The sequence below is a fragment of the Vibrio sp. dhg genome, from assembly GCF_003443775.1.
Classification (GTDB): domain Bacteria; phylum Pseudomonadota; class Gammaproteobacteria; order Enterobacterales; family Vibrionaceae; genus Vibrio; species Vibrio natriegens.
In genome coordinates this window covers 741,325-758,279 of sequence record NZ_CP028943.1, presented here as the reverse complement: position 1 = coordinate 758,279, position 16,955 = coordinate 741,325, and the positions used below count along the sequence as shown (strand labels likewise).

At 46.1% G+C, this 16,955-nt stretch carries 15 protein-coding genes; 13 read left to right on the top strand and 2 right to left on the bottom strand.

Going from position 1 to position 16,955, the window contains the following annotated elements:
- Window positions 1–99: 99 nt before the first annotated feature.
- The 12 genes from leuS (at window position 100) to lipA (ending at window position 12,657) form a co-directional block, all read left to right on the top strand.
- A complete protein-coding gene (leuS, locus tag DBX26_RS03480; protein ID WP_118117871.1) occupies window positions 100–2,676 on the top strand; it encodes a leucine--tRNA ligase in 2,577 nt (858 codons plus the stop codon).
- Window positions 2,677–2,833: 157 nt separating this feature from the next.
- Window positions 2,834–3,376, top strand: coding sequence for an LPS assembly lipoprotein LptE (gene lptE / locus DBX26_RS03475; protein WP_014231051.1), 543 nt, complete (start codon window positions 2,834–2,836; stop codon window positions 3,374–3,376).
- Window positions 3,377–3,381: 5 nt separating this feature from the next.
- Window positions 3,382–4,401 (top strand): DNA polymerase III subunit delta, encoded by a 1,020-nt coding sequence (gene holA, locus DBX26_RS03470; protein WP_118117869.1) that lies wholly within the window; start codon window positions 3,382–3,384, stop codon window positions 4,399–4,401.
- An 87-nt stretch (window positions 4,402–4,488) separates the two neighbouring features.
- Window positions 4,489–4,806, top strand: coding sequence for a ribosome silencing factor (gene rsfS, locus DBX26_RS03465; RefSeq protein WP_020333722.1), 318 nt, complete (start codon window positions 4,489–4,491; stop codon window positions 4,804–4,806).
- Between the two features lie 4 nt (window positions 4,807–4,810).
- Entirely contained in the window at window positions 4,811–5,281 is a 471-nt protein-coding gene (gene rlmH / locus DBX26_RS03460) for a 23S rRNA (pseudouridine(1915)-N(3))-methyltransferase RlmH (protein ID WP_010446437.1), read from the top strand.
- A 29-nt stretch (window positions 5,282–5,310) separates the two neighbouring features.
- Window positions 5,311–7,236 (top strand): penicillin-binding protein 2, encoded by a 1,926-nt coding sequence (gene mrdA / locus DBX26_RS03455; RefSeq protein ID WP_014231048.1) that lies wholly within the window; start codon window positions 5,311–5,313, stop codon window positions 7,234–7,236.
- Complete coding sequence (gene rodA, locus DBX26_RS03450) at window positions 7,236–8,357, top strand: rod shape-determining protein RodA (RefSeq protein ID WP_118117867.1); 1,122 nt, start codon at window positions 7,236–7,238, stop codon at window positions 8,355–8,357. Before mrdA ends, rodA begins: the two co-directional genes overlap by 1 nt.
- A gap of 2 nt (window positions 8,358–8,359) precedes the next feature.
- Window positions 8,360–9,166 carry a septal ring lytic transglycosylase RlpA family protein gene (locus tag DBX26_RS03445; protein ID WP_014231046.1) on the top strand — a complete coding sequence of 269 codons (807 nt, stop codon included), beginning with the start codon at window positions 8,360–8,362 and terminating at the stop codon, window positions 9,164–9,166.
- A 93-nt stretch (window positions 9,167–9,259) separates the two neighbouring features.
- Window positions 9,260–10,438: a serine hydrolase gene (locus tag DBX26_RS03440; protein ID WP_014231045.1), complete on the top strand. Its 1,179-nt coding sequence runs from the start codon at window positions 9,260–9,262 to the stop codon at window positions 10,436–10,438.
- A 139-nt stretch (window positions 10,439–10,577) separates the two neighbouring features.
- Entirely contained in the window at window positions 10,578–10,856 is a 279-nt protein-coding gene (gene ybeD, locus DBX26_RS03435; RefSeq protein ID WP_014231044.1) for a DUF493 family protein YbeD, read from the top strand.
- Window positions 10,857–11,032: 176 nt separating this feature from the next.
- Complete coding sequence (lipB, locus tag DBX26_RS03430) at window positions 11,033–11,695, top strand: lipoyl(octanoyl) transferase LipB (RefSeq protein WP_014231043.1); 663 nt, start codon at window positions 11,033–11,035, stop codon at window positions 11,693–11,695.
- On the top strand, window positions 11,692–12,657 hold the full coding sequence (gene lipA / locus DBX26_RS03425) for a lipoyl synthase (RefSeq protein ID WP_014231042.1): 966 nt from the start codon (window positions 11,692–11,694) through the stop codon (window positions 12,655–12,657). Before lipB ends, lipA begins: the two co-directional genes overlap by 4 nt.
- Before the next feature lie 250 nt (window positions 12,658–12,907).
- On the opposite strand, the gene glyA is transcribed toward lipA, so the two are convergent.
- Window positions 12,908–14,158 carry a serine hydroxymethyltransferase gene (glyA, locus tag DBX26_RS03420; protein WP_014231041.1) on the bottom strand — a complete coding sequence of 417 codons (1,251 nt, stop codon included), beginning with the start codon at window positions 14,156–14,158 and terminating at the stop codon, window positions 12,908–12,910.
- Window positions 14,159–14,503: 345 nt separating this feature from the next.
- Between glyA and DBX26_RS03415 the strand changes: the two genes are divergently transcribed.
- The gene (locus DBX26_RS03415) at window positions 14,504–15,109 is read left to right on the top strand and encodes a YitT family protein (protein ID WP_014231040.1); all 606 of its coding nucleotides are present in this window, start codon (window positions 14,504–14,506) and stop codon (window positions 15,107–15,109) included.
- 72 nt (window positions 15,110–15,181) lie between these two features.
- Here the strand turns inward: DBX26_RS03415 and treC are convergent, their stop codons facing one another.
- The gene (gene treC, locus DBX26_RS03410; RefSeq protein WP_118117865.1) at window positions 15,182–16,867 is read right to left on the bottom strand and encodes an alpha,alpha-phosphotrehalase; all 1,686 of its coding nucleotides are present in this window, start codon (window positions 16,865–16,867) and stop codon (window positions 15,182–15,184) included.
- Window positions 16,868–16,955 lie beyond the last annotated feature (88 nt).

The window sequence follows — 16,955 nt, the reverse complement described above, 5'->3', positions numbered from 1 at the left end:
TGGCTATTGTTGTGATCCCTAGCTTTAGGTATTCTATGACGATCTATTTAAGTCTGTTCTAACCGAACTCACAAATTCCAAGATAACCGGATATCATCGATGCAAGAGCAATACAACCCACAAGACATTGAACAGAAAGTTCAAAAGCACTGGGATGACAACAAGACCTTTGTTGTAAGTGAAGACCCAAATAAAGAAAAATTCTACTGTCTATCTATGTTCCCTTACCCAAGTGGTCGACTGCACATGGGTCACGTGCGTAACTACACCATCGGTGACGTAGTATCTCGTTTCCAACGCCTACAAGGCAAAAACGTGATGCAACCTATCGGTTGGGATGCATTCGGTCTGCCTGCAGAAAACGCAGCAGTAAAAAACAAGACCGCACCAGCGCCATGGACTTACGAAAACATTGAGTACATGAAGAACCAGCTTAAGCTTCTAGGCTTTGGTTACGACTGGAACCGCGAATTCGCGACCTGTACGCCAGAATACTACCGTTGGGAACAAGAGTTCTTCACTAAGCTTTACGAAAAAGGCCTGGTTTACAAGAAGACCTCATCAGTGAACTGGTGTCCAAACGACCAAACCGTTCTAGCGAATGAACAGGTTGAAGATGGCTGCTGCTGGCGTTGTGACACGCCTGTAGAGCAAAAAGAGATCCCTCAGTGGTTCATTAAGATCACTGAATACGCACAAGAGCTACTGGATGATCTAGACAACCTTGACGGCTGGCCTGAAATGGTGAAAACCATGCAGCGTAACTGGATTGGCCGCTCTGAAGGCGTTGAGCTTAAGTTCCAAGTGAAAGACCAAGCTCAAGATCTAGAAGTTTACACAACTCGTCCTGACACACTTATGGGTGTGACTTACGTGGGTATCGCAGCAGGCCATCCTCTTGCAGCATTAGCAGCAGAGAACAACCCAGAGCTTGCAGCATTTATCGACGAATGTAAGAACAACAAAGTTGCTGAAGCTGAGCTAGCGACAATGGAGAAGAAAGGTATGGCGACTGGCCTTACTGCGATTCATCCATTGAACGGCCGTGAAGTACCAGTATATGTAGCAAACTTCGTACTGATGGACTACGGCACAGGCGCGGTTATGGCTGTACCTGCTCACGACCAACGTGACTACGAATTTGCAACCAAATACGGCCTAGACATCGTTCCTGTCATCAAACCAGTTGACGGTAGCGAGCTAGATGTTTCTGAAGCAGCATACACAGAGAAAGGCGTTCTGTTCGATTCTGGTGAGTTCGACGGTCTTGAATTCCAAGCGGCATTCGATGCAATCGCAGCGAAACTAGAAGCAGAAGGTAAAGGCACTAAGACTGTTAACTTCCGTCTACGTGACTGGGGTGTATCTCGTCAACGCTACTGGGGTGCACCAATCCCAATGGTAACGACTGAAGACGGTGAAGTTCACCCAGTACCAGCTGACCAACTACCAGTGATTCTTCCAGAAGACGTGGTGATGGACGGCGTAACGAGCCCAATCAAAGCAGACAAAGAATGGGCGAAGACTACATTCAACGGCGAACCAGCTCTACGTGAGACTGACACGTTCGATACGTTCATGGAATCTTCTTGGTACTACGCGCGTTACTGTTCACCACAAGCAGACGACATCCTGGATCCAGAAAAAGCAAACTACTGGCTACCAGTAGACCAGTACATCGGTGGTATCGAGCACGCTTGTATGCACCTATTGTACTCACGCTTCTTCCACAAGCTTCTGCGTGATGCGGGCTACGTAACGTCTGATGAGCCGTTCAAGCAGCTACTATGTCAAGGCATGGTGCTGGCAGACGCGTTCTACTTCGAGAACGAAAAAGGCGGCAAAGAGTGGGTTGCACCAACAGACGTGAAAGTTGAGCGTGACGGTAAAGGCCGTATCACCTCAGCTACCGATAACGAAGGTCGCAACGTTGAGCACTCAGGCATGATCAAAATGTCTAAGTCGAAGAACAACGGTATCGACCCTCAAGAGATGGTAGACAAGTACGGTGCTGACACAGTACGTCTGTTCATGATGTTCGCTTCTCCAGCAGACATGACGCTTGAGTGGCAAGAGTCTGGCGTAGAAGGTGCAAACCGCTTCCTGAAACGTGTTTGGAAACTAGTGAAAGAGCACACAGCAAAAGGTGCAGCAGAAGCGGTTAACGCAGATGCACTTTCTGGTGATCAAAAAGCACTACGTCGTGACGTTCACAAGACCATTGCGAAAGTAACCGATGATGTGGCTCGTCGCCAGACATTCAACACGGCTATCGCAGCAATCATGGAACTGATGAACAAGCTAGCGAAAGCGCCTCAAGAATCAGCACAAGACCGTGCTATCCTTGATGAAGCACTGAAAGCAGTAGTTGCAATGCTTTACCCTATCACTCCGCACATTTCATACGAGCTATGGGCTGCACTGGGTGAGACTGACATCGACAACGCGGCTTGGCCAACTTTCGATGAGAAAGCACTGGTTGAAGACGAAAAAACGATCGTTGTTCAAGTTAACGGTAAGCTACGTGCGAAGCTGACTGTTGCAGCAGACGCAACTAAAGAGCAAGTTGAAGAGCTTGGTCTGAACGATGAGAACGTAACTAAGTTCACCGAAGACAAAACCATCCGTAAAGTCATTTACGTTCCGGGTAAACTTCTGAACATCGTTGCAAACTAATCATAGTCTGCAATTTCTCTCAGCTTAGCGAACTTATTCGCTAACCAAGAGTCATTAAACAGGGTAGTCCTCTACCCTGTTTATTTACCTCAAACCATTCCCACTGAGTGGTTTAAGGTAAATATCCCCCTTATGCAATTTAGGATGAATACAATCAATGCGCTTTTTCTCTTTGATTAAACTACCTGTGGTATTGGTATTAGCCGGACTTCTCTCTGCCTGTGGTTTTCACCTTCGCGGCGAATACTCTGTACCGGAAGAGCTGCACACCATGTCATTCACCAGTTACGATGAATACAACCAGCTAACCCGCTACGTGAAATCTCAGCTCACGCTGAATAAAGTAGAATTAGTTCAACCATCGTCAAGCGTACCAAACTTACATCTGATTGAGACAAGCCTTGAAGAGCGCACGCTATCGCTTTACCAAAACAGCCGTGCGGCAGAGAAAGAACTGACTTACGTTGTACAATACCGTGTCACGATCCCGGGTTATGGCACGAAGAACTACACCACTACAGTCAATCGCAACTATCTGGATAACCCACTGACAGCCTTGGCTAAGTCGGTTGAACGCGACGTGATTAAAGATGAAATGCACTTGCAAGCTGCCAAGCAAATGATGCGTCAGTTAGGACGAGTACGTGCTGAATACGAGTCTGGAGAAATTAATCAGCCAACTGCGAACACGAACTCTTAAGTAACATGCGAGTATATGCTGACAAGCTGGCGGATCATTTAGCCAAGCACATCAAGCCGATTTACCTGATCTTTGGTAATGAACCACTATTAATTCAAGAAAGCCGTCAAGCAATCCAAAAAACCGCATTCCAACACGGTTTTGAAGAAAAGCATCGCTTTGCGGTTGATGCGAGCTTAGATTGGAACCAGGTTTATGACTGCTTTCAGGCGCTTAGTCTATTCTCCAGTCGCCAACTCATTGAGCTCGAAATACCAGAAAGTGGCATCAACACCGCAATAAGCAAAGAACTGCAGGCACTGTCAGACATGATGCATAACGACATCATGCTGGTCATCATCGGCAGTAAGCTGACTAAGGCGCAGGAAAACAGTAAATGGTTTAAATCGCTTAGCGCGAAAGGTGACTGGGTAAGTTGCCTGACACCAGACCTCCAGCGCCTGCCAATGTTCATTCAGGCTCGTTGTCGCAAACTTGGATTAAAACCAGACCAGCAATCGCTGCAAATGCTCGCTCAGTGGCATGAGGGCAACCTGTTTGCACTGTCGCAAAGCTTAGAGAAACTCGCTCTACTTTACCCTGATGGCGAACTCACCACCGTGCGTTTAGAGGAAGCGTTAAGTCGGCACAACCATTTTACAACGTTCAACTGGATTGATGCTTTGCTGGCCGGAAAAGCTAACCGTGCCCAACGTATCTTACGTCAGCTTGAAGCTGAAGGCGTGGAGGCGGTGATTCTTATTCGTAGCGTGCAAAAAGAGTTCAACCAACTGCTGAGCATGCATCAGGATTTGGCCAAGATGAACATAAACCAAGTGTTTGAAAAATACCGTGTGTGGCAAAATAAACGCCCTTTGTATAACGCAGCCTTGACTCGTCTTTCAGCCAGAAAAATCTTTAAGCTTGTGTCTCTTCTTACTCAGGCAGAGATAAAAGCGAAAACCCAATATGACGAATCCGTCTGGCCAACTATGCATCAATTGAGCCTGGAAACCTGCTCTCCTGATATTAAGCTGGCAATTTAAAAACCAAAGCGTGATATAGTGCGCGACCCGTTTTGCCAGATTAGCGCAAAACTATTTAGAGATAAGAGACAAACCGAGGAAAACCGAGTGCTTCGCGAAGAACTGAAAGACTTTCTAGCTGATAAAGCCGACGATATGAAAGCGGAAGATATCATCATCCTGAATGTGGAAGGCAAATCAAGCGTGACAGATTACATGATCATCTGCACGGGCACATCTAAACGCCACGTTTCATCCATCGCTGATCACGTTGCGACTGAAGTAAAAAAAGCAGGTCTTGAACCTTTAGGCATGGAAGGTGAGAACGAAGGTGAATGGGTGGTTCTGGATATGGGCGATGCCATGCTGCACGTGATGCAAGAAGAACACCGCGAGCTGTACCAACTAGAAAAACTCTGGGGTTAATCTTTTGAAAATTCAACTCATTGCTGTTGGTACAAAAATGCCAAAGTGGGTCGAGGAAGGCTTTCAAGAGTATCGCCGTCGTTTCCCGCACGATATGCCACTTGAACTCGTGGAGATTCCTGCCGGAAAACGTGGCAAGAACGCCGACATAGCGCGCATTCTGCAAAAAGAAGGCGAAGCAATGCTGGCCGCAGTGCCAAAAGGGAGCCGTATCGTCACTCTTGATATCCCTGGCAAAAAGTGGGACACCCCACAACTGGCTGAACAACTAGAAGCCTGGAAACTCGATGGGCGTGACGTATCGATTTTAATCGGCGGCCCTGAAGGTCTGGCTCCAGCATGTAAAGCAGCCGCAGACCAAAGCTGGTCATTATCAGCCTTAACGTTACCACACCCTCTGGTACGTATTGTTATGGCTGAAAGCTTATACCGAGCGTGGAGCATTACCGCTAACCACCCTTACCATCGCGAATAATCGCTGTTTAACTTTAGAGCCAAGCGTTAATGATTCATAGACGCCGCAGTCAAATTCGAGATTATCAAGCCGAAGCGCGCCTGTTTGCCAGCCGCGCTATCGTTGCATTTATCGGTATCGTCATTTTGATGGGAGCCCTGGTCGCCAACATGTACAACATTCAGGTGAACCAGTTCCAAGATTACCAAACTCGCTCTAACGACAACCGTATTAAAATCGTACCAATTGCGCCCAACCGCGGGCTTATTTACGATCGCAACGGTGTGTTACTGGCGGAAAACCGCCCTGTCTTTAACCTGGAGCTGACTCCAGAAAAAGTGAAAGACATTGATGAGACCATCAAAGAGCTGCAAACTATTCTGGAAATCACACCAGAGCAAATTGAACGCTTTCATCGTGAGCGAAAGCGTACCCGTCGCTTTAAATCTGTTCCTCTTCTCACTCAGCTGGATGAAAAGCAGGTTGCCGTATTTTCAGTCAACCAATATCGCTTTCCCGGCGTAGAAATCAGTGCGACCCTAAAACGTTACTACCCATTTAGTGAAGTGCTTACCCACGTGATTGGCTATGTTTCTCGCATCAACGATCGAGACATACAACGCCTGATTCGTGAAGAAAAAGCCTCGAACTATCAAGCGACCCGTGACATCGGCAAGCTCGGCATTGAGAAATATTACGAAGATATACTCCATGGTACTGCTGGCTATCAAGAGGTAGAGGTGAACAGTCGTGGTCGGGTGATCCGCACACTGAAATATGTCCCACCCGTTCCTGGCAAAGATATTGTATTGAACCTGGACATTAATCTGCAGCTTTATGTGCACCAGTTGCTTGATGGTCGTCGCGGCAGTGCCGTGGTTATCGACCCAAGAGATAACGGTGTGCTAGCGATGGTATCTAGCCCGAGCTACGATCCTAATGCCTTCGTTCATGGTATTTCTGGTAAGGCTTATCGTGCGCTACTTAACGATAAAAACCGACCTCTGGTAAACCGAACGACATTAGGTATTTATCCACCAGCGTCAACCATCAAACCATTTATGGCCGTTGCCGCGCTGCAAGAAGGTGTTGTGACCCCACAAACAACCCGTAATGATCCAGGCTACTGGCGTATTCCAAATTCCGACACTCGCCCTTTCCGTGACTGGCTGCGTTGGGGGCATGGCCGTGTTGATATCATCAAATCAATTGAAGAGTCAGTGGATACCTTCTTCTACCAAGTGGCTTACGACATGGGCATCGATCGCATTTCCAGCTGGATGATGATGTTTGGCTTTGGTGATTACACCGGAATTGATATTTACGAAGAAAGTAAAGCCAACATGCCGACACGTGAGTGGAAAATGTCTCGCCACAGAACACCTTGGTATAAAGGCGATACGATCCCGGTAGGTATTGGTCAGGGTTACTGGACTGCAACGCCGATGCAAATCGCTAAAGCGACCTCAGTGCTGGTCAACGACGGGGCCGTTACCGCCCCACACTTGCTTAAAGCTTCCATCAACAATGGTGGCGATTTCGACGAGCAGCACTCAGAGGAATACCTGAGTTATCCGCCGATTAAAGACGTACCGAAAAAGTACTGGGATATGGCGAAAGAAGGCATGCGCCGTGTAAACCATGGGGTTCGAGGCACAGCTCGTCGTTCGTTTTACGACATGAGCTACGAAACCGCAGGTAAATCCGGTACCGCACAGGTATTCGGACTGGCAGAAGATGAAGAGTACAAGGCAGATGAAGTCGCCGAACATTTGCGTGACCACGCCTTATTTACTGGCTTTGCACCGTTTGATGATCCAAAAGTGGTCGTGACTGTGGTTCTTGAAAACGCGGGTGGCGGCTCAAGTAATGGTGCGCCTGTAGCAAGAAAAATCTTTGACCGTGTCGTACTTGGCCCGGAAAAAATCGAGCCTGAAGAAGATGAAAACAACGTTAAGCAAGAGGCAACGCAATAATGAAAATGGATCCCTCTACAGGTAAAAACCGAGCCCTGTTTGAACGCTTCCATATCGACTTGCCACTCTTACTCGGTATTTTAGCGTTGATGGCATTTGGCTTGGTGATCATGTACAGCGCGAGCGGCCAAAGCCTAGCGATGATGGATCGTCAGGCCATGCGTATGATGCTCTCTCTTGTGGTGATGGTAGTGCTTGCACAACTTTCTCCACGCACCTACGAGAGTCTCGCGCCCTTGATGTTTGCGTCAGGAGTCATCCTGCTTTTTGGCGTGCTGTTTTTTGGTGAAGCGTCCAAAGGTGCCCAACGTTGGCTAAACCTTGGTTTCGTCCGATTCCAGCCATCTGAATTACTCAAGCTAGCCGTGCCGCTAATGGTGGCCCGTTATATTGGTCGTCAGCCACTTCCGCCAACCTTCAAAACCTTGATGGTTGCCTTAGTCATGGTGTGTGTGCCGACCATATTGATTGCGAAACAGCCTGATTTAGGCACCTCGATCCTGATCGCGGCATCCGGTATTTTCGTTATCTTCCTTGCGGGGATCAGTTGGAGAATCATTGCTGCAGCGGCTGTTGCTCTAGGTGGCTTTATTCCAATTCTGTGGTTCTTCCTGATGCGTGAGTATCAGAAAACGCGTGTACGAACCTTGTTTAACCCAGAATCTGACCCCTTAGGTGCGGGCTATCATATCATCCAGAGTAAAATTGCAATTGGTTCTGGTGGTATTTCAGGTAAGGGCTGGTTACACGGGACACAATCTCAGCTGGAATTTTTGCCAGAGCGACACACTGACTTTATCTTTGCAGTAATTGCTGAAGAATGGGGTATGATTGGTTTTCTTTGCTTATTAGCCATCTATCTCTTCATTATTGGTCGAGGTCTGTACCTTGCCAGCCAAGCGCAAACTGCATTTGGACGAATGATGGCAGGCAGTATTGTACTTAGCTTTTTTGTGTATATTTTCGTAAATATCGGCATGGTAAGTGGCATCCTGCCCGTCGTAGGCGTACCGTTACCTCTCATCAGTTACGGTGGCACTTCAATGGTGACCTTGATGGCTGGCTTTGGTATTTTAATGTCAATTCATACGCACAGAAAAGCATTCTCTAAGGCGACCTAGACATGCAAAAACGCGCTTTATATTCCTTAGTTTTTTCTGCAGTTATTTTGGCTGGATGTTCATCAACCAGCCAGAAAACTCAGCAAGATGGCCGCTACGAACTTGAGTCTGATGTCGCGCCAGACACACCACTTTCAGTGGATCATATTGAAGACGCCTACCCTAAGTACGAACCATACAGCTTAGGCGGCAACAGAGACTACCATCTCCTCGGTAAGAACTACCAAATAGTTCGCGACGCGAAAGGCTTTACCGAACAAGGACGAGCGTCCTGGTATGGTAAGAAGTTTCAGGGTCATCTGACGTCCAACGGTGAGATCTACGACATGTACTCAATGACAGCGGCACACAAAACACTGCCTCTGCCGAGCTACGTCAAAGTGACCAACACCGATAACGGCAAAACAACGGTAGTACGCGTGAATGACCGAGGTCCATTCCATGATGGCCGAATTATTGATTTAAGCTACGCGGCGGCACATAAGTTAGATGTACTTAAAACTGGCACCGCGAATGTCAAAATTGAAGTCATCAGCGTAGATAAACCGACTGACAAAAAGTCTTTGGACGAGCATCCTAAATACGTAATTCAGGTCGCATCTTCAAAAAATGAAAATCGCGCCCGAACTTTAGGCTCAGAACTCGGTCAAAAGCTGGATACGGATACTTTCCTTGAAAATGCGAAAGAGTCGTATCGCTTGTTATTAGGCCCGTTTAGTGACTATTCCCTGACGCAAGCCACACTGGATAAAGTAAAATTGCTCGGCTATTCGTCTGCATTTATTAAAAAACACAACACTGTAAAATGACGTAGGTTCATGGATTTCTCATTGAATCCCCTCTGATTATCGCTGGGGATTCTGATAAGATGTCCGCAGTTAAACCCAAAAATTTGAATTACCATGAATAAAAATAAGTTTGTGAAATCTATTCTCGTCTCATCCGTTGTTCTTTCAGCAACCTTTGCTCAATCAGCTCTTGCCGCACCGATCGTGGTACCAGACTCTCCTCAAATCGCAGCGAAAGGCTACGTACTGATGGATTACCATTCAGGTAAAGTACTGGCAGAGAAAGAGATGAACACAAAGTTGTCTCCTGCTAGTCTGACCAAAATGATGACCAGCTACGTTATTGGCCAAGAGCTAGCGCGTGGTAATATTTCAGAAGATGATGATGTAACCATCAGTAAAAACGCATGGGCGAAAAACTTCCCGGACTCTTCAAAGATGTTCGTCGAAGTTGGCACCACTGTAAAAGTAAAAGACCTGAACCGTGGCATTATCATCCAATCAGGTAACGATGCATGTGTGGCAATGGCAGAGCACATCGCTGGTTCGGAAGATGCTTTCGTTGATCTAATGAACGCATGGGCAAACACGCTGGGTATGAGTAACTCTCATTTTGCCAACGTGCACGGTTTAGATAACCCAGAACTTTACTCAACGCCATACGACATGGCACTGCTAGGTAAAGCGCTTATCCGTGATGTACCAAACGAGTACCGCGTTTACGCTGAGAAGAAGTTCACCTACAACGGCATTACCCAATACAACCGTAACGGCTTGCTTTGGGATAAGAGCATGAACGTTGACGGTATCAAGACAGGCCACACAAGTAACGCTGGTTACAGCTTGGTAAGCTCTGCAACTGAAGGCCAAATGCGTCTGGTTGCGGTAGTGATGGGCACTAAAGATGCTAACGCTCGTAAATCAGAGAGTAAAAAGCTGCTAAGTTACGGCTTCCGCTTCTTCGAAACTGTTGCGCCACACAAAGCGGGCGAAACGTTCGTAGAAGAAAAAGTATGGATGGGTAACAAAGACACGGTTGCACTTGGCCTGGATAAAGATACTTACGTAACCCTTCCACGTGGTGAAGCGAAGAATCTAAAAGCAAGCTTCGTACTTGAAAAAGAGCTAGAAGCCCCAATTAATAAAGGTGATGTAGTTGGTAAGCTATACTATCAAATCGATGGTGAAGATATTGCCGAATACCCGCTAATGGCACTGGAAACCGTAGAACAAGGCAGCCTATTCAGCCGTATGTGGGATTACATCGTATTGTTAGTTAAGAGCTTCTTCTAAAGACAGCTAAAGATTAACAAACCGATTCATTAAGCCGCCGATTATGGCGGCTTTTTAAGTCAATAATCCTTGCCTTGAGTTCACCTTAAATTGACTGTACTATTTCGCACCGCAACGAATACCAACTGGAGTTACCGATATGCTAACCATCAACTCTGATGCTAAATTAAAAGACCTGCTTGAGTTCCCTTGTTCTTTTACTTACAAGGTAATGGGTCATGCAAAGCCTGAGCTTCCAGAACTTGTTCTTGAAGTGATTCAGCGCCATGCACCTGGTGACTACAGCCCAACAGTAAAACCTAGTGCGAAGGGCAACTACCACTCGGTGTCTATCAATATCACAGCGACCTCAATCGAGCAGGTTGAAGTCCTATATAAAGAACTGGGCGAAATCGACATCGTTCGTATGGTTCTATAAAAATTTGATAAATTAAATTTTTTTTGAAAGCAGCTTCGGCTGCTTTATTTTTACATATCAACAAGATAGTAGAAAAACACTTACCTTTGAGTTAAAAAACTGTTACTCAATGGTAGAGTAGAAGGATTATCCAGTTTATAATCCAAACACTTTATATAATCGCGACAGGAAATGACATGCAACACCAACTTGTTGTAAAACGACTTGGCCGCCAGGACTATGAGCCCGTATGGAAGGCAATGCATGAGTTCACAGACCAACGTACAGAAGAAACACCTGATGAAGTTTGGTTGGTAGAACATAACCCAGTATTTACTCAAGGTCAGGCAGGTAAAGCCGAGCATCTGATCAACACTGGTGATATTCCTGTCGTGCAAAGCGACCGCGGCGGTCAAGTGACTTACCATGGTCCGGGCCAGTTAGTCGCATACTTCCTGATTAACCTGCGTCGCAAAAAATTAGGAGTACGAGATCTCGTTACCAACATAGAGAACCTCGTGATCAACACGCTAAAAGCATACAATATCGACTCTGCAGCAAGACCAGACGCTCCTGGTGTCTACGTCGATAGTAAAAAAATATGCTCTCTCGGCTTACGTATTCGTAAAGGCTGTTCCTTTCATGGCCTCGCCTTAAACGTCAATATGGATTTAACACCATTCCTGCGTATTAACCCTTGCGGGTATCAAGGCATGGAAATGGTTCAGGTAAGCCAATTTGGTGGACCGGACGATGTGGAAGCTGTAGAAAAGCAACTAATAGAAGAACTCGTTACTTTGCTCGATTACGAGCAAGTGGAATTCAGCACAGAAGCACCTTCTCAAGGTAATAAAGCATGAGCAAACCAATCCAGATGGAAAAAGGCGTTAAATATCGTGACGCCGACAAAATGGCATTGATTCCAGTAAAAAACATGCCTACAGAGCAGAAACAAGTGCTGCGTAAGCCTGATTGGATGAAGATCAAGCTACCAGCCGATAGCCAGCGAATCCAAGACATCAAAGCAGCAATGCGTAAGAACAAGCTTCACTCTGTATGTGAAGAAGCATCTTGCCCGAACCTGGCTGAATGTTTTAACCACGGTACTGCGACCTTTATGATTCTGGGCGCAATCTGTACTCGTCGCTGTCCTTTCTGTGATGTTGCTCATGGCCGTCCATTACCACCAGAAGCGGAAGAGCCACAAAAGCTGGCGAAAACCATCGCTGATATGAAGCTGAAGTATGTTGTAATCACTTCTGTAGACCGTGATGATCTGCGTGACGGTGGTGCACAACACTTCGCTGACTGTAACCGCGAGATCCGTGCGTTGAACCCTAACATCAAGATTGAAACTTTGGTTCCTGACTTCCGTGGTCGTATGGACGTAGCTCTTGATCTGATGAAAGATAACCCGCCAGATGTTTTCAACCACAACTTGGAAACTGCGCCACGTCTTTACCGCAAAGCTCGTCCTGGTGCAAACTACAAGTGGTCTCTACAACTGTTGAAGAAATTCAAAGAACAGCACCCAGATGTACCGACTAAGTCAGGTCTGATGATGGGTCTTGGCGAGACTAAAGAAGAGATCGTCGAAGTACTGAAAGATCTTCGCGAACACGGCGTAACGATGCTAACGCTTGGTCAGTACCTAGCGCCAAGCCGTCACCACCTGCCAGTAGAACGTTACGTTCCACCATCAGAGTTTGATGAGCTTAAAGAGATCGCACTGGAACTTGGTTTTACACACGCAGCGTGTGGTCCATTTGTTCGCTCTTCATACCATGCCGATATGCAGGCTCAAGGTATCGAAATCAAGTAATCCATTGATTCTGAGAGTTAAAAAGGTTGGCACTTCGCCAACCTTTTTTTGTGTCTGGCATTTTTTGTATCTAGCAAATGATGCTAAAAAGTCATTCCAAACGCCAGACAAACAAAAAGGCCCTCAAATTGAGGACCTTTAATATATCAATGTTCAAAGTAGATGAGTCGAGTTCTAGGAGAACACACGGAGTTTGCGCGAGCAAATGAGTATGTTCGACACCGAAATCGGCTCACTCTATGAAGAACAATTATGCGTAAACTGGTAGACGCTTACAAATATCAAGCACTTTCTGTTTTGTCGCTTCGATAACTTCTTCGTTGTCGATGCTATCAAGAACGTCACACATCCAGTTCGCTAGCTCTTTTGCGTCTTCTACTGTGAAGCCACGGCGAGTGATTGCTGGCGTACCTACACGGATACCAGACGTTACGAATGGGCTACGTGGGTCATTTGGTACTGAGTTTTTGTTTACTGTGATGTTCGCTGCGCCTAGTGCTGCGTCAGCTTCTTTACCAGTAATGTTCTTGTCGATTAGATCAACTAGGAACAGGTGGTTTTCTGTACCATTAGAAACGATTTTGTAACCGCGCTCTTGGAACTGAGCAACCATTGCTTTCGCGTTTTCAACTACGCGAGCTTGGTATGCTTTAAATTCAGGTTCCATAGCTTCTTTGAACGCTACTGCTTTACCAGCGATAACGTGCATTAGAGGGCCACCTTGACCACCAGGGAAAACAGCTGAGTTCAGCTTTTTGTACATGTCTTCGCCAGCGTTAGACAGGATAAGACCACCACGTGGACCTGCTAGTGTTTTGTGCGTCGTTGTTGTTACAACGTGTGCGTATGGTACTGGTGTTGGGTAAACGCCTGCTGCGATAAGACCAGCAACGTGAGCCATATCTACGAATAGGTAAGCATCAACTTTGTCTGCGATTTCACGCATGCGTTTCCAATCAACGATTTGAGAGTAAGCTGAGAAACCACCGATGATCATCTTAGGCTTGTGCTCAATCGCAAGCGCTTCCATCTCGTCGTAGTTGATTTGACCAGCTTCGTCGATACCGTAAGGGATAACGTTGTAGTGCTTACCAGAGAAGTTTACTGGTGAACCGTGAGTCAGGTGACCACCGTGTGCTAGGCTCATGCCTAATACTGTATCGCCTGGGTTCAGAAGCGCCATGTATACTGCGCTGTTTGCTTGAGAACCAGAGTGAGGCTGTACGTTTGCGTATTCACAACCGAATAGTTCACATGCACGATCGATTGCTAATTGTTCCGCTTTATCTACGTACTCACAACCGCCGTAGTAACGCTTGCCTGGGTAGCCTTCAGCGTATTTGTTCGTTAGCTGAGAACCTTGAGCTTCCATTACACGTGGGCTTGTGTAGTTTTCAGAAGCGATAAGTTCAATGTGTTCTTCCTGGCGAAGAGTTTCTTCCTGGATAGCTGCGAACAGTTCCGCATCGTAATCTGCGATGTTCATATCACGCTTAAGCATCTGTATCTCCTGACTCAGATTAGTACTGAAATTGGCAAAAAAACTGTTTAATGACCGAGCGCAAACGTTTCCGTCACCCTAATGGCGCGCATTCTACATAATTTGATCTGGGTCATAAAGAGAAAATTTAAATTTTTCTCATGCAGTTTCTTCATGATGACAAGTAATAAATATCATGTCGATGTTGCAATCATTTAAACAACAGTCATTACTGTCAATTTTGTGCTTTACACCCTGTAAAACAGCAATTACATAGGTTTACCGTAAATTTTAGCCTCTAGCTACCGAAAAGATCATCTTTTTACTATGATGCCAGCCTTATTTCTCACCTATGACTGCAAATTGATGGAAAAACACTCGTTAAAAGAAGACTGGATAGCAATTCTTACAGGTACCTTTTTGGTTGCTCAAGGCGTTTTCTTTCTCCAATCCGCGCAACTCCTTACTGGAGGAACCACCGGGTTGGCTTTGCTTATTAGCCAATTTACACCTTTTACCTTTGGTGTGCTGTACTTTTTAACTAACTGCCCTTTTTATCTGTTAGCTTGGAAACGCTTTGGACGTCACTTTGCCATCAATAGTGTTATTTCTGGTGCTTTAGTTTCAATTTTTGCCGATCATCTTTATTTACTGATTTCATTAGAGTCAGTCAATGAAATCTATTGTGCTGTCGCGGGTGGGCTACTGATGGGGTTAGGCATGCTAATCTTGTTTCGTCATCGCTCTAGCCTGGGCGGCTTTAATGTTTTGTGTTTGTTTATCCAGGATAAATTTGGCATTTCTGTCGGCAAGAGCCAGATGGCGATTGATGTGTGTATTGTATTGGCGTCGATGTTCTTCGTCTCACCTTGGGTTATCGCTTTGTCAGCCTTAGGGGCGTTTGCGCTCAATCTGGTACTCGCCATGAACCACAAACCACATCGATACTCTGTCACCTACGGCTCTCAGTAACCTCTACGAAAAAAGGCTTTGGGGAGCATTCCAAAGCCTTTAGTGGGGGAGATAATCTCAGGAAAAGTTAAATTACTCTTCAATCAATAAAATTCGTGTTTCATACGGACGCAGTGTCTGATGTCGAGAGGCAACCGAACTTACCGAATTATGGTAGTTGGACAACAAACACTTCGCTTTCGCCATCTCAAAACGCTCTGGCAAGACACATTCCACCTCTTCCCCATAGTAATTATTGATACACAACAACGTCTGGGATTCATTCTGGCGAGCGTAAGCAAAAATACGCAAATGCTCTGGCAGCAAATCTTCATAGCTGCCGTCCGTGATGACCGGGATCTGTTTGCGCAGTTCAATCAAGCGCTTGTAGAAATAAAATACGGAGTTTAAATCTGCTACAGCAGACTCGGCATTGATTTGCGGATAATTCTGCGCGACCTCGAGCCAAGGCGTTCCTTTGGTGAAGCCAGCATGCGGTTGGCCATTCCATTGCATAGGTGTTCGCGAGTTATCACGAGACTTCTGAGCCAGAATAGCCATCATTTCTTGGTGTGGAACACCATCACGATTCACCATGATGTCGTACATGTTGGTACTTTCAACATCGCGATATTGACTGATCTCGGTATAACCCGGATTGGTCATGCCAATCTCTTCACCCTGATAAACATAAGGTGTGCCCTGCATCATGTGAACAGACGCAGCCAGCATCTTCGCCGATTCAACACGGTAGTGCTGATCATCACCAAGTCGGCTGACCACACGTGGTTGATCGTGGTTACACCAGAACAGCGCTCCCCAACCTTTACCGTTTAACCCTGTCTGCCAGTGATTAAAGATTTGTTTGAGCTGAAGAAAGTCAAACGGTGCTTTGGTCCACTTTTCACCGTTAGGGTAATCTACTTTCAAATGATGGAAATTGAACACCATAGAAAGCTCTTTGCCGTCTAAAGAGGAGTATTGCTGACAGTGCTCAAGGGTTGTCGAAGACATTTCTCCAACCGTTACACTGCCGTACTTTTGAAATACCGCTTGGCTGATTTCCTGTAAATACTCATGCACTCGTGGACCATCGGTATAAAAACGACGTCCATCGCCACGCTCATCATTCGGGAAGTCTTGCTGTTTAGATATCAGGTTAATGACATCAAGACGGAAACCATCCACGCCCTTCTCTGCCCAAAAGCTGATCACGTCTTTGACTTCTTCACGCACTACTGGGTTTTCCCAGTTTAAATCCGCTTGCTCCTTGGCAAACAGGTGCAAGTAGTACTGACCAGTTGCTTCATCCAGCTCCCATGCGTTACCACCAAACTTGGATTGCCAATTGTTGGGCTCTGCCCCCTCTACCGGATCTTTCCAGATGTAATAATCACGATATGGGCTGTTTTTATCACCCAGCGCAGACTGGAACCATTTGTGCTCAGTCGAGGTATGATTGACGACGATATCCATGATAATTCGGATACCCAGCTGGTGCGCTTCCACCAGTAACTCATCAAAGTCAGCCATTGTGCCGAAGTCAGGATTGATCGAGTAGTAATCGGATATATCGTAGCCGTTGTCGATCATTGGCGATGCATACACAGGCGTTAGCCAAATCGCATCCACACCAAGGTGCTTTAAATAATCCAGTTTAGAAATGATCCCTTTGATATCACCCGTACCTTTGCTGTCACTATCGCAAAAACTCTTCGGGTAAATTTGGTAGATTGTTGCGGTTTTCCACCAGCTGTTATCTTGCTTGGTCATTGCCATTTCTAACACCCACTTACCATTAAATTAAAAAGTCACCATGACAATCATGGTTAAAGTTCAAGCACTCCTGAGCTCAAAATGACGTAGT